This window comes from uncultured Chitinophaga sp. (assembly GCF_902168175.1).
Lineage (GTDB): Bacteria > Bacteroidota > Bacteroidia > Chitinophagales > Chitinophagaceae > Chitinophaga.
Genome location: NZ_CABHOU010000066.1, coordinates 25036 through 40263, shown reverse-complemented (window position 1 = coordinate 40263; position 15228 = coordinate 25036). Strand labels below are relative to the sequence as shown.

General features: G+C 48.9%; 7 protein-coding genes. 3 read left to right on the top strand and 4 right to left on the bottom strand.

All coding sequences use genetic code 11. The annotated features are described in order from the left end of the window. The 3 genes from QZT80_RS13800 to QZT80_RS13790 form a co-directional block, all read right to left on the bottom strand. Positions 1 to 1346, bottom strand: a 1346-nt coding sequence (locus QZT80_RS13800) for a glycoside hydrolase 43 family protein (RefSeq protein ID WP_295122763.1), incomplete at its 3' end; no start/stop codon positions are given. A 199-nt stretch (positions 1347 to 1545) separates the two neighbouring features. Further along, on the bottom strand, positions 1546 to 3360 hold the full coding sequence (locus tag QZT80_RS13795; RefSeq protein WP_295122760.1) for a RagB/SusD family nutrient uptake outer membrane protein: 1815 nt from the start codon (positions 3358 to 3360) through the stop codon (positions 1546 to 1548). An 11-nt stretch (positions 3361 to 3371) separates the two neighbouring features. Beyond that, entirely contained in the window at positions 3372 to 6569 is a 3198-nt protein-coding gene (locus QZT80_RS13790) for a TonB-dependent receptor (protein WP_295122757.1), read from the bottom strand. 430 nt (positions 6570 to 6999) lie between these two features. Between QZT80_RS13790 and QZT80_RS13785 the strand changes: the two genes are divergently transcribed. Next, a complete protein-coding gene (locus tag QZT80_RS13785) occupies positions 7000 to 11082 on the top strand; it encodes a hybrid sensor histidine kinase/response regulator transcription factor (protein WP_295122754.1) in 4083 nt (1360 codons plus the stop codon). Between the two features lie 162 nt (positions 11083 to 11244). Next, positions 11245 to 12972, top strand: coding sequence for a glycoside hydrolase family 43 protein (locus QZT80_RS13780; protein ID WP_295122749.1), 1728 nt, complete (start codon positions 11245 to 11247; stop codon positions 12970 to 12972). 97 nt (positions 12973 to 13069) lie between these two features. Here the strand turns inward: QZT80_RS13780 and QZT80_RS13775 are convergent, their stop codons facing one another. Beyond that, positions 13070 to 14170 carry a hypothetical protein gene (locus QZT80_RS13775; RefSeq protein WP_295122746.1) on the bottom strand — a complete coding sequence of 367 codons (1101 nt, stop codon included), beginning with the start codon at positions 14168 to 14170 and terminating at the stop codon, positions 13070 to 13072. 422 nt (positions 14171 to 14592) lie between these two features. Between QZT80_RS13775 and QZT80_RS13770 the strand changes: the two genes are divergently transcribed. Beyond that, the gene (locus tag QZT80_RS13770) at positions 14593 to 15180 is read left to right on the top strand and encodes an RNA polymerase sigma-70 factor (RefSeq protein ID WP_295122744.1); all 588 of its coding nucleotides are present in this window, start codon (positions 14593 to 14595) and stop codon (positions 15178 to 15180) included. Positions 15181 to 15228: the final 48 nt, after the last annotated feature.

Below are 15228 nucleotides of genomic sequence, written 5' to 3'. Positions count from 1 at the left end.
TTCAGTGGTAGCCTGGCTACCTCCACCGGATTTCCTGATTCGGCGCTCACCATTACCAGGTAAAGGTTTGCAGCTTCTGATTTAACGCCGATCCAGGCAAAGTTCTTTTGCAGCAGCAGAAGGCCTGTGCAGTCGCCCTCTTTCATCCTTGATACATCGACGAATGTACTGGCAGAGGATGTTGGCCCGAAAGTTCGTTGCGTTAGTGTATTACGGGCAAAAAGTATGGAAGTGTCTACACGGCCTGTGGTCAGGCGCAAATGCCCCCGGCGGGCTGTAAGCGACCAATTGCTGCTATCAGGATTATGGTTCCACTGCCATGCAAGCGGTAATGGGCGTTCGTGCTTAGTGCGGCTAAATTCATCAGAGGTTACAATACCCGGCTCCAGTCCTTTGCTGGCGGGCAGGCTCAATTGTTCCGGCACTTTCCCATTTTCGCCTAATACCGGCCAGTCATCTTCCCAACGGACCGGCACCAGGTAAGGAATGCGACCTACCGCTCCGTTGTCACGGAACAGATAGGCAAACCATTCTCCCTTTGGCGTGTTAATCAGCCCTCCCTGTGCCACGCCTTTGTCTTGCAGCGCTACACGCCCTTCCCAGGGGCCCGATAGCGTTGCTGCACGATGTATAGTAACGGTGCGCATACCTCCTTTCGGCCAGCAAATATTAAACAGGTAGTAAGTGTTACGGACCTTGAACAACTGAGAACCTTCTGCAGGTAAGCCTACATTGGGACCGGCAGCAGCGCTCGCATTTTCGATAAGTACCTTTGCGCTGCTTCCTGGTAATGGCCCCGATAAATCATCGGCCAATTGGGTGATCATTATTTTACCACCACCATACACCATGTATGTTTTGCCGTCATCATCAAAAAACAGGGAATGATCATGTAACGATGGTTTGAAACTGATCTTTTTCCATGGCCCTTTTTCTATATCTCTTGTTGAGTAGATGTAGGTTTTGCCGGTAGTTCCTGCGAACGTACTCACATAAAATACACCCTTATGATAACGAATGCTGCTGGCCCAGGACCCACTGCCGTAAGCGGTTTTTCCCTGCGCCAGGTTGAGTGCGTCTACATCGTCGAGTACATCGTAGGCATATGATATAAGCCGCCAGTTCACCAGGTCTTTTGATTTCATGATAGGAACGCCGGGGCTCATATGCATGGTGGTACTACTCATGTAATAAGTATCACCCACACGAATCATCGCCATGTCGGGCACATCGGCGTAAATAACAGGATTAGTGGCTTGGGTTTGGGCTATCACGTTCCGGACGTTGCCTGCTGCGCCAAACAACAGCGCCAGTATACAAATAATCGTTTGCCGCTTACATATCATTCTTTCATAGTTTTGAGTCAGTATTGCTTTGCCGGGTGTAAAACAGTGCCTGGCCGGTTAAAAGCGCTATTCCAAGTTGAAACGTTTTTATTCAATTTCCTAAAGATTTGTTTTAACGGTAGCTGCCTGCCAGCAGAAAGGCCACCCGGATTTGCAATAGTGCTGAATCCGGGTGGCTGTTACATCTCTGTTGATGTGTTTAATAATCTTTGTTCTGTGGAAAAGGCGGACCATCCACCACGCGATCTATCTGCGACTGCGGAATGGGGCGCAGTATGTGGAAATCTTTAATGTACTGGCCCGCTTCCGGGTTCCATTCTTTTGTTCTTCTAACGAGCGACTGTGTCCTTACCAGGTCGTGCCACCGCTGCCACTCCCCGAAGAATTCGCGGCTCCGTTCGTCCAGGATGAAGTCCACCGTTACATCGGCTGCCGAAATAATCATGGCGGCAGCAGCATCTGTATTTTGCTGTGCTGTATTGGTTTTACGGTACGCGGCACGCTGGCGCACGATGGAAATCAATTCAGCGGCACGGGTGCTGTTGTTCGCTTTAAAAGCAGCTTCGGCGCCAGTCAGGTATACATCCGAAAAACGGTACAACACGCAGGGACGCGTAGAAGGGTCATTAAAGTTGGCGCCACGGCTGGGGTCCATGTACTTTTTTAGTGCGGGAAAGATGTTGGGCTTCCACATGCTGGGTGGTACCACCAGTCCTTTGAATGGCCGGCTGCCAACGAATTGGGGAGCCCCGGTTATTTCAACATCAGGCAGCCATACAGCAGTATCTACGCCCACCTGCATGCTGTAACCAATACCGCGCGTATTGTTGGCCGCATTGGCGGCATTCGTAATGGCCACGTTCGAAATATATACGGTGTAGAAGGAGTTGGCATAACGTGAATCTATATCTCTTCTTACAAACGCCTGGTCGAGAAAGTAGTTTTTACCGGCATGCACGCCTGTAGGCCAGCGATAGCTATTGGGCCGCATACGCTGGTAGGGCCTGCCATAAAAAGCATCCCTGATCATGCCCGACGTGCCTGCGTTAACGAGCATGCCTGCGCCATCCTTATAAGAGTTGATACCGCTGTTGTTCGGGTAGTCCCAGTTCGTGAACCATGGAGAAAGATTCTGGGCAGCGCCACCTCCGGCTGCTCCGCCCACAGCGTAATAACCGTACTTTGGATCTAACATATGGTCGCTTACAAACATCGTCTCTTTGCCATAGTCGTTAGCGGGTACAAAAGCATCTCCGTAATCCTGCCACAGGTCAAGGTTGTACGCGCCTTTATTAGCGATGATATCTTCGCAAAGAGCAGCAGCTTTCCCGAAATCTTCCTGTGAGTTGGTGAGCCAGCCCCTGGTAAGATAGGCTTTCGCCAACAGCAGTTGTGCCACGGGCTTTGTTGCCGGTTTGCCGAGGAACGGGGCAGCGGGAATGTTAGGGAGGTCTGCGGCAGCTTCAGTAAGGTCCTGAATAATGAGTTCATATACCGCTGCTGCAGGTTGGCGCGAAGCTGCCTGAGAAGGAACGGTGATAAATTCTTTGTGTAGAGGAACATCGCCGAACGTTTGCACCAGGTAGAAATACCAGAATGCCCGCAGGAATTTTGCCTGGGCGGCATATACTTTCTTCGTTTGGTCGGGCAGGTCAACTGACGGCACGTATTTCAGCACGCCGTTGACGGTATTAATGTCCTGGAAGGCTATGCCCCAGGCTGAACCAAAGTTGCTTCCATTGAGGCCGTTGTAGTCGTGTACCGTGGCTCCGCCGGAGCTGGCGCCGCGTATAAATTCGTCTGTGCCGGCCTGCATTTCATTCGTGAACCCTTCTGTTCCCCATTGCGATCGGATATCGTTATATACACCGGCAATACCGCCCAGAACACCCGCAGGTGAATTGAAATAAGCAGGAACGATCTGCGACTCAGGGTTTTCATTCAGCACTTTTTTGCAGCTTCCGTTTATAAGTACACAACACAAAACCAGGAGTGATATTTTAGCTGTCTTCATGACTTTTACATTTAGAATTTAAGGTTTACGCCCAGGGTGAATTGCCGTATCGGCGGGTTGTTCAGGTTTACTGCGATTTGCCGTTCAGGCGTACCGCGATCACTCGCACCCTGCGGGTTTAACGTACCTGTACCTGCATAACCATTACCTTCGGGGTCAACGGCCAGGTTATCGCGCACCAGGGGAGAATAAATGATGAAAGGGTTGGTGATGTTGGCATAAAACCTGGCAGATGAAGCGCCTACTTTTTGCGCAAGTTTGGCCGGGAAAGAATAGCCAAGGTTAATGCTTCTGCATTTGATAAATGATCCGTCGTAGTAACCCAGGGTAGATCCAAACCACTGCACGGCATTACTGGCATCGGGTGCAGGGAATGCATTGGTTGGATTATCGTCACGCCAGTAGTCTACTTTTACCTGGTTAACGCGACTCTGGTTGAAGAACGCGTAACCGCCGGAGCCGGTAGAATTCCCGGTGAGGTAAGGAACCAGCACTTTCATGCCCATCCTTGCATACACTACTACAGATGCATCGAAGTTTTTAAAACTAAAACGGTTGGTGATGCCTCCTTCCCAACGAGGTTGGAAGTTACCGAGTATCTGCCGGTCGTTCGCATCAATCACATTATTATCATCTTTATCTTCTACTCTTATCTGCCCCGGAAACTGCACTGGCGCTGTTTGCTGCGCTAGTTTGCTGGCATCACCTGTTTGCCATATCCCCAGCTTCCTGTGATCGTAAATTACTGTTAAGGGTTCGCCCACAAACCAGCCGGCACCCACATTGGCCTTTTCATCTGGCGTAGTAAGCTGTGTTATTTTTTCGCGGTTAAAGAAATAGGTGATATCGGCGCTCCAGTTAAAGCCGTCATCTTTACGGCTTCTCATCACCTCGTACGTAAGCGATACCTCAACGCCCTTACCTTCGGTGCGTCCAAGGTTTTTTAGGGTAGAGCCTGCACCATTACTGGGCGGCAGGGGAACCGATAACAGGATGTCTTTTGTTTTTTGATGATAGTAATCAACGGAACCTGTTAACCTGCTGTTGAACAGCCCAAACTCTAAACCGATGTCGAGCTGTGAGGTGGATTGCCAACCCAGGTTGGCAGATGGGAGGTTCGTAACGGTGTAACCCAGCTGCTGGCCTGCAGTGGTGGTCCCGAAGTTATAATAGCCTGCCGACAGTGCGCCAAGGGTGGAATAGGCACCCACGTTCCTGTTGCCGGAAATACCCCATCCTCCGCGTAATTTTAGGTTGGAGAGCCATTTTACCGTCTTCAGGAAGGCTTCTTCTGAGGCATTCCAGCCCAAACCAACGGCCGGGTAGTTAAAATACCGGTTACCGGGGGATAGGGTGGAGGAGCCGTCGCGACGTAAGGTTACCGTGAGAAGATATTTGTCATCATAACTGTAATTTAACCTGCCCATGTAAGATAGCAGGCCGGTTTCGGAGAAGTTATTGCCAAAGTCAGCATTCGCTACAGGTTGCCCTGCTGCCAGCGAAAAGTTGGAAGTTTTGATATAATCGGCCGGAACGCCCGTTACGGTAAAGCGGCTTCCGAGCGTGTGGTCCTTCGTTACTTCAAACAAGCCGGTAAAACCTATTTTATGTTTACCAGCGAACGTTTTATCGTAATATAACAGGTGTTGCAGGTTGTAGTTCCAATACTCCGTATTCACAATCTCTGCACTGGAAGAAGCCTGCACGGTAGCGCTGTTAAAGTAGGTGAGCGGGCCGTTATAACGGTTGTAGTTAGTCTGGCTGAAATTCAAACCGGCATTGAACCTGTATCGCAATCCCTCGGTAATATTTACCTCCGCGTAAAGGCTGTTGAAAGTCCTGAGTGTACGACTGCGTGAAAGGGTGGAGCTTTCTTTCGTCATGATAGTTAAGGGGCTTACCTGCGCCGCATCAATAGAACCGTCTGCAGGAAGGAGGTTAAGGCTGCCGTCCGCGTTATACGCTGGCGCCAGTGGCGTTAAACGGACCAGGCCACCGGTTACACCGCCACCGCCCGGGTCATAATTGTAGGAGAGGGTGTTCAGTGTATTCAGGCCTAATTTTATCCGGTTCCCGATCTTCTGATCGATGGTGGCCCTCAGCGTACCCCTATGAAAGCTCTGGTTTGGTATAATACCGGTTTCATTGAAGTAGCCTGCGCCCAGTCCATACTGCGTGTTTTCTACACCGCCCTGCAAGCTAAGCTGGTGGTTGGTCAGGAACCCCGGTTGGTAAATTAGGTCCTGCCAGTTTGTAGAAACGCCTGCCTCCAGTGCATCGCGCTCCTTTTGGGTAAGCAGGTATCCCGATGTGCCGGGATTGGTGCGATTGTATTTTGCCGCGTCTTCCTTGAATTTGGCATATTCAGGGCCGTTCATTACATCATACTTATCCATAATCGTGGTAACACCATGGTAGCCATCGTAACTAATTACCGGTTTGCCTGTTTTTCCTCTTTTGGTGGTGATAAGGATTACCCCGCCCGCACCTCTCGAACCAAATATAGCGGTGGCTGAAGCGTCTTTTAGTATCTCCATGCTCACCACGTCATCCGGGTTAATATCATTGAGTCCCCCAAACGGGATGCCGTCAACTACTACGAGCGGTCCGTCGAGGGCATCCGAAGATCCGGAGCCCGTTGTGAGGGACCGGTTACCCCTGATACGTATTTGCCCCTGTGCGCCTGGTGTGGAGCCGTTGCTGACAATCGATACGCCGGCCGCCCTGCCTTTCAGCTGGTTCAGGATGTTGGGTGCAGGTACTTCTCTTAACGTAGATCCACTCACCGAAGTAACAGCGCCCGTGACGTCTTTTTTTCGCTGCGAGCCATAACCAACCACGATTACGTCGGTTAGTGAGCCCACGTTGGTTGTGAGTACCACCAGTAGCTGGTTCCGGTTTTGAATGGGTACTTCATTCGGTGAATATCCTATAGATGATATCACGAGCGTGCCCGTTCCGGGTGCCTGAATCGTGAAATTTCCTGCTGTATCAGCGGCCACCCCGCGGGAGGTGCCCTTCAATGCGATGGCAGCTCCGGGTACAGCTTGCCCGCGATCACTTCTGACCTGGCCTCTGATAGTAATGTTGTTCTGTGCGTAAATGGGTTGGAGTAAAAACGCGGGCAGCGCAAAAAAAACGGCAATAAACTTAATCGTGTATTGCTGCAGCCGCTTTGGGAAATACCAGCGTGCATCAAGCTTTCGCATAACTTTGGAATTTTAGTATGAATTGATGAATTTGAGGGGTGGCAGGTAATTATGCACAGGGAGCGCAACATAAAAAATGCCTTTCCACGCGGAATAATCGATTTATTTGGTTCATGATGTTGTCAGCAATGTTAAAATGGACAGGAACACCTGTAGGTGTTGTAAACAAATTTAGCCGGGTGGCCCCGGAGGGAATGGTTGACATGTAAAAAACAATAGCACAAATGTAAAAGCCGGTCGGTTTACCGGGCCTTGGCATAGGATAAGTGTCAGTGTTACACTCTTTTCACCGGGCACCTGTATCATTAGCTGTCGTAATTTTTTATCCGGGATTGCAGTTTAGCAGGGAGTTGTTTACCTTACCAATTGTTATCCGATAATTGCATGTTCGTCAGTAGCCTGATCTTTACGTTATTGAAAAGATGTACTAATGATTCTTTGTCGCCAGATCATACTTGTTTTTTTAGCCTGCCTGAGTTCCGGTATTGCCAGGGCGCAGCATCGTGATTTTCATTTTGTCAACTTCGGGAGCAAAGACGGCCTTTCCTCTAACACGGTGAATGTCATATTGAAAGACCATTTTGGTTATATGTGGTTTGGCACTGATGACGGACTAAGCCGTTTTGACGGTTCGCGTTTTACCATTTACACCCATAACGCGGCAGATACAACTACTATCCGCTCTAATACAGTCCTGGCGTTATTGGAAGACGAGCGGGGTAATCTTTGGATCGGTACGCATAAAGGCCTGTCCTTATACGACCGGTCGCGAAATACGTTCCGCAGCATCAATGTAACCGGCGGCAATTCTGTACGGGCACTATGCACCGATCACAACGGCTATCTCTGGGTAGGGAGTTATTCCGGATTATACAGGTACCACCCGCGTACCGGTGCGGTGAAATATTATACAGCCGGAGATGGTAAAAGTCACCTGGCATCAAGTATGGTGCTGAGCCTGCTGGAAGACGGTGAGCAACGACTGTGGGTAGGGAGTAACGGTGGGCTGCACCTGTATCAGCAGGCCACGGATGATTTTCGGCTGTTTAAAGGCCGCGCGCCTGATTCGTTACTCACGGATATTACGATCAGGGTGATTAGTGAAGACCGGCATGGAGATATCTGGGTAGGCACGATAGATGGGGGATTACACAGGTTGCCGCGCGGCGGTACAGGCTTTCGCAGGTATCGGTCTGAACCAGGCCCGGCCCCGGTACTAAGCAGCAACCGCATTTTCGACATAGCACACGATGTAGATGGAAAGATCTGGATTGGCACGGAAAAAGGTCTCAATATACTGGACCCTGAAAAAAATGAAGTACGTCAGGTTACCGCCAATGCACGCAATGCGTATAGCTTAAAAGGTAATTCTATCAGAAGCATTTATATTGATAAAAATGGAATTTACTGGCTGGGTACATTTCAAAGTGGTGTTAATAAGTACGATAAGAATCTTACCGCTTTCCACCTGGTGCAAAGTAACCCTTTTGACCCCACCGGGTTAAGCGCTCCCAAAGTAACCTCTTTCGCAGAAGCGGAAAAAGGAAAAATGTATGTGGGCACCGATGGCGGGGGACTAAATCTTTATAATCCGGACAACGGCCTCTTCGCCCGGCTAACTGTTGGCCGCGATCCGCTTACCATATTGGCAATGGAAAGGGCTGGTAACGACCTGTGGCTGGCTACCTATCTCCAGGGTATTTATGTGCTGAATATGGTGAGCGGTAAAGTAAAGCACTATTACAAGGATGATGGCATTTCGGGACTTAATAGTGATGAAATATTCTGTATCCGCAAGGACCGTCGCAATAACCTGTGGATCGGCACAAACGGAAAGGGTGTACTGGTATACAGTGCAGCCACGGAAAAGTTCGTCACACTGGAAGATTACACAGCAGGGGCATCTGGCGATAAAGCGCTTCCCAAAGGTTTTATCCGGGCCATTGAGGAAGATAAGGATGGAAAGATATGGATGGCAGTGCCGGGCAGAGGTATAGAGATGTACGACCCGGTAACCAACACATTCCGTCTTTTTGGGCCCGCACAGACACAATTGCCCGTAGACGAAGTATTATGCCTGCTGGTAGGAGAAAACAATGTGTTGTGGGCCGGTACAGGAGGAAGAGGCATTTGCCGGCTCGATTTTAATCGCGACAGTTTTAAATTGTATGCTGCCCGTGATGGCCTTGCAAACGATGTTGTATGGAAGATATTGGAAGATAGTACGGGTAAGTTATGGCTAAGCACTAACAAAGGACTGAGTTTGTTTGATCCGCAGCAACCAGGGTTCAAAAATTTCACGCACGAAAATGGCCTCCAGCAAAGTGCTTTTACGCTTGGCGCAGGATTGCGGACTACCAACGGTCAATTGTTCTTTGGCGGGCTCGACGGGTTTAACTACTTTTCTCCAGCGTCATTACAATTTAACCATAATGTACCTGCCGTGATTTTTACAGGTTTGAAAGTAGATAATATAAATGTAACCCCCGGCAGCCGGCAACCGGTGAAGGAAGATATTGCCTATGCAAAGGAAATAAGGCTGAATTACAAGCAGAACTTTTCCATTGACTTTACAGTCCTCGACTACACAAGCCCCAACGACTGTAATTACAGTTATCAACTCGAAGGTTTCGATAAAGGATGGAATAATATCGGGGCAAATAAAACGGCTGTATTTACAAATCTGGATCCGGGTGAATATACCCTGTTAGTAAAGGCGCACAGCCCAAACGGGGGATGGACGACCGGGGCAGCTTCGATGGCAGTGTATATTAAACCGCCTTTCTGGAGAACGGGGTATGCGTATGCGTTTTATATAGTGGCTATTTTACTCCTTCTGTGGGGATTACGTTACCGCGGCATCATGAAGTTGAAACGGAAATTTTCGGAGGAGCAGGAGCGGCAACAAATCAGGCAGCTCATCGAAGAGGAAAGAAAGGAAGCCGAACGGCAACGGGTATTCGATAATGTTAAAATTAAATTCCTCACTAATCTGAGCCATGAATTCCGTACACCGATTTCCCTGATCGCGGGGCCGGTACAAACGTTGCTGGACGACGAAGCCGACAGCCGGAAAAAGGAACAGTTGTCGATGGTTAAACGCAATACACGCCGGTTACTTAACCTTGTAAACCAGTTGTTAGACTTCCGCAAGCTGGAGGAGCAGGAGCTTCGGCTTGACGCTACTCCGGGCGATATAGCGGCTTTTGTGAACGAGGTGGTAGAATCTTTCAAAGATCTCGCAGAACGCCGGCATATCAAATTCTCGTTCCAGTGTTACCTCGACAACTACTATACGCTGTTCGACAGGGATAAGGTGGAACGCATATTATTCAATCTCCTCAGCAACGCATTTAAGTTTACAGGGCGTGATGGCAATGTGGGCATGGAGCTTCGTGCGGACCCGGGCGATGATAGCGTGCTGATTATTATACAGGATAATGGCATAGGGATGTCTGAAGAAGAACAAAGAAGGATCTTCGACCGGTTTTTCCAGGTAGAAAACCCTCCCGGTATTATGAACCAGGGCAGTGGTATCGGTTTATCCATCACCCACGAATTCGTAAAGCTGCACGGAGGTTCGATAGACGTGGCGAGCGTTTATGGAAGCGGCAGCAGGTTTACGGTCAGCCTGCCACTTATACGGTTGGAACAGGCGGCAGTCAGCACCCAGTCAGGGGGGGTAATATTGCAGGAACCTTCCGTGCCGGCAGACGACCTGGCCGTTGCCAGGCCTGATACCGGAGAATATTTGACAGTATTGATCATTGAAGACAATGAAGATTTTCGCAGCTATCTGAAAAATTACCTGAAGCCTTATTATAAGGTGATGGAGGCGGCCGATGGGAGAGAAGGCTGGCAGAAAGCCCTGTCTGCACACCCGCATGTAATCGTGAGCGACATCAGCATGCCTTACATGGATGGCATTACGCTCAGCAAAAAGATAAGAGCCGACAAAAGGACCGCGCATATTCCGATTATTCTGTTAACCGCACTTACAGGCGATGCTTATCATCTTAAGGGCCTGCAAACAGGGGCCAGCGATTATCTTACCAAACCATTCAGTGCCGAAATATTGAAGGTAAAGATCCAGAATCTTGCGCTGCTTAATCAAAGCTTCAAGGAAACTTACAGCCGCCGTTTGCAGGTAGTCACGCAGCCGGCTGCCATGGAATCGGAAAACGAAAAACTACTGTTGAGGATTACCGGTTATATCGAGGATAATATAGATGATGAAAAATTGTCCGTAGAGCAACTGGCCAAATACCTGTTTATCAGCCGGGCTACCCTTTATAATAAGGTCGTTGATATAACAGGTGAAACACCGGTTGAATTTATCCGTTCCGTAAGGCTGAACCGGGCGGCCGTGTTACTGGAAAAAAGTGATTTGCGCATCGCGGAAATTGGGTATTCTGTGGGGTTTCTAACACCTAACTATTTTGCCCGCGCGTTTAAAATGAAATTTAATATGTCTCCTTCCGAGTATGCTGCCATGAAAAAGTCGGCCAGTTAGCGATGCTACCGGTCTGATATCCAGCACTTTTTGACATTTGTGCTAGGGTTTTTGTCATTCGTGACTGCTGTTTGGGCCATTGCAGGAGTATTTTTGGCGCGAAGCCACCTGCGGCGGAAACACGGCTGTTTGCGCTGTTCAATTAAACAAGAATTACACGTAATGAAGAATTTAATCGTTAAGCCTGCCATTTGTTTTATAATGATGGCCTCTTTATCAGGCGTTCGCGCTTTCGCTCAAAAGGTAACCGCTGTTAAGGACCAGCCACTGTTTACATCGTACACCTATCGCGGTGAGGATGCTGTATATAAGGAAAATCCTTTACAGGCGGGTGAATTTTACAGTCCTGTTTTACAGGGTTGTTATCCCGATCCGAGTATCACGCGGAAAGGGAACGACTATTACCTGGTAAATTCTTCCTTTTCAATGGTGCCGGGTGTTCCCATATTCCATTCGAACGACCTGGTAAACTGGAAGCAAATAGGGCATGTACTTGACAGGCCTTCGCAGCTAAAAGTTGAAAAGGCGGGAATATCCGCGGGTATTTATGCGCCGGATATTAAATTCAATCGCCACAATAATACCTTCTACATGATCACCACCCAGATCGCGGGAGGCATCGGGAATATGGTGGTTAAAACGCAGGATCCGTTAAAAGGGTGGAGCGATCCGATTAAACTCAAATTTGACGGAATAGATCCGTCGCTTTTTTTCGATGACGATGGTAAGGCCTACCTGTTACATAATGATGCGCCAGACAAGGGTAAAACACTTTATAATGGCCACCGCGTAATTAAGATGTGGGAATACGACCTGGAAAAAGACCAGGTAATCGAGGGCACCTCCAGGATAATTGTTGACGGAGGTGTTGACATTACGCAGAAACCCATTTGGATCGAGGGACCGCATCTCTATAAAAAAAATGGAAAATATTATCTGATGTGTGCCGAAGGCGGAACCGGTGGGTGGCATAGCGAGGTTATTTTCGTTAGTGATCATCCCCGAGGCCCCTTTGTACCGGCAAACAATAACCCGATACTGACACAACGCTACTTCCCGAAAGAGAGGGCAAATAAGGTTGACTGGGCTGGTCACGCCGATCTTGTTGAGGGACCGGATGGCAAGTACTACGGAGTGTTTCTGGGAGTAAGGCCGAATGACAAAAACAGGGTAAATACCGGCCGCGAAACGTTTATGCTGCCTGTTGACTGGACTGGAGAATTTCCCGTGTTCGAAAACGGCCTGGTGCCCATGAAGCCTAAAATCAAAATGCCGGCCGGGGCAACTAACCAGGTAGGAACAAAAGGTTTCTTGCCAAATGGGAATTTCTCCTTTGTAGATAATCTTACAGCAGAAAAGCTCGACTTTCAATGGATTGGTGTTAGAGGCGCACGGGAAAATTTTATTAAGACGTCAAAGGAAGGTCTTAGGATCAACCCTTATCCTGTAAACATTAAAGCGACAGCACCCACGTCCACATTGTTCCGCCGTCAGCAGCATGCCACCTTCGAGGCTGCTGTAAAACTTACCTATACTCCAAGGTCTGAAAATGACCTGGCGGGGATTGTCTGTTATCAAAAAGAATCATTCAACTACGTGTTGGGTATAACGAAAAAGGGAGCGGCATATTACGTTTTGCTTGAACGAACGGAGAACGGCAAATCAACGGTTGTTGCCAGTGAGAAAATTCCGCTGAAGGGCGCTGTTTATCTCAAAGTATCTGCACGGGGCGATGCCTATTCGTTCAGTTACTCATTTGACGGCCAACAATTTAACAGCCTGGGCGGCACGGTTTCAGGAGATATACTATCGACCGACATTGCAGGTGGATTTACCGGAGCTTTGATCGGATTGTATGCCACCGCGGCGAACGACGCAGTAGTGCCTTAACATCATAGGAAAGGCTGTATCGAAAGTAATTTTTACCCTGTTTAATGCGGGTATCCTGATTCAACTACTTTCGATACAGCCTCATTACTTCCGTCATTTATTTACTTAATATCATTTTTGTAGCTACCCCGTATATGCCGGTGTAACCAGGTGAAGCAGGCAATTGGGGCTTCGACATCACGCCATTTTTCCAGATAACGGGATAAAACGCTGTGCGCAGGTCGGCATTACCGGCTACATATACTAAACCTTTTGTTACCCTGATAGCTGTGGCTTTACTTCCAAATCCGCCCTCGATTTTCGAGAGTTTGTTCAGCTGCCCGTTTTTCCAGAAACACGCAATAACGTCCGTTCCTGATCCTGCTTCTGCGCCCGCGATATAAACATCGCCTTCCAACACATCGATACTGTTAGCGAGTCCCTGGGGAGCGCTGCCGGGAATATTAAGGGAACTCAGCTTGCCGTCTTTCCAGTATAAGGGTACATTTCTGCCAATGTCGTTGGTGCCTGTTCCGCATATATGTACCACGCCATTTACTACCACGATACCGGAGGCGGTGGCGGTTAACACGCCCGTTGGCATCGGCAGCATGGTACGTACGCCGGCTACCCAGTAACAGGGCAGGGCCAAATCATCTTCTCCGGCGCTGTACCCGCTGATGTACAGTTTATTGTCTGCCACACAACCACTGGTGGCGGAGCTGGCATTTTTGCTGCTCAACACGTCGTCTATTTCCCAGGTGTTTTTGTTCGTCCAGAAGAAGGGCTTCGCCGGTTGGCCGGCAATCTGGAGTTCACCCACCATGTAAAGGGTGTTGCCCACAGCAAACAGGTCGTTCGGAATACCCGGGTACACCGGTAACCCGTGTTCATCAATCGGAAACTCCTTTCCATTTGCCCAGAAAACAATTTTGTTCTCACCAGTTTGTGTATGCGTGCGGTACCCGCAGGTATAGATCGTCGTCCCGATTTGTGCAATTCCCGTTGCCAGGTAGCTCTGCTCAGGCGCTGGCAGGGCCGGGTCCATGGGCACCAGCACGGAATCTTTCCAGTAACAGGCTCTCGTAGTGAAGTCGCCGTTAGGGAAAGCACCTGCTATGTAGGTAGTAGCTGGCGTAGCAGGCGGTTGCGGTGGAGGGTTCTTTTGACAGGATATCATAAGAGCTGCAAGAACAAATGCGGATAAACAGTGTTTCATTTTCATGATTTTATGTGAGAATATATGCTGCATCAATAGGAGGGGTTTGCCTTTATCGATTCCCGGGGCCAATTTCACGAGGGTAATGCTCCTTGAAGTATGATGCAAATATGAATCGGGATGGGGGGTGAAAAAATCCCCTGAAACCGGGATTTATTTCGGGAATGGGTAATTTCTGACTGGGTGGGCAAAAAGGAAACAAAAGGTCATCAGGATATTGAACAATTTTTTATATTTTTCCCGGGAATACGAACAATTAATACACGTCAATTGCCGGCAAAACATTGTTCATGCAACGGAAATGGTTCAACAGCGGCTGAAGGGGAGGAGGAAATGCGAAGCAATATAGGGGTACCGCAGGCCGGGTTACGAAATAACATTACCTTAATAATCACCACCACACTATTGTATATTTTTGCGGTATGATAAACAACGAACTGATCAGGCTTCATTTCCGCAGTATTTGTACTGCAGGCGATATGACTGCCTATGATGAGTTGTACCGGTTGTTATACAGCAAACTGGTACACTTTTCAGCAGCGATAGTTGGTTCATTCCACCTGGCTGAAGAAATCGTGTCGGATGTTTTCATCATCATCTGGCAAAAGCGGCAGGAACTGGCTGCGGTGGAAAATCCGGTTGTTTATATATATGTCAGCACCCGTAACCGTTCCCTTAACGCGTTGCAGCAGCAAAAGCGCCACCGGTACACCAGCCTTGAACTACTGGATACCGACGCACTGGCCATGAGCCCTGATCCTGAACACAGTATGATCTCCGTAGAGATCATTCAAAAAATAGAAATGGCCATTCGCAGTTTGCCCGACCGCTGCCAGCTGATTTTCCGGCTGGTGAAGCAGGACGGCCTCCGGTACAAGGATGTGGCGGAACTATTGGATATATCTCCCAAAACTGTAGACGCCCAACTCGCCATCGCCGTGAAAAAGGTGGCGGCAGCTATCCGGCTGGATATGCCGCTGGAATTGGCCCAGGCTTTCCTGTTTCACTAGCCCGTTTCTCCCCTGAAAAAAAAACTTTAAAATTCTTTAGGGAATTTT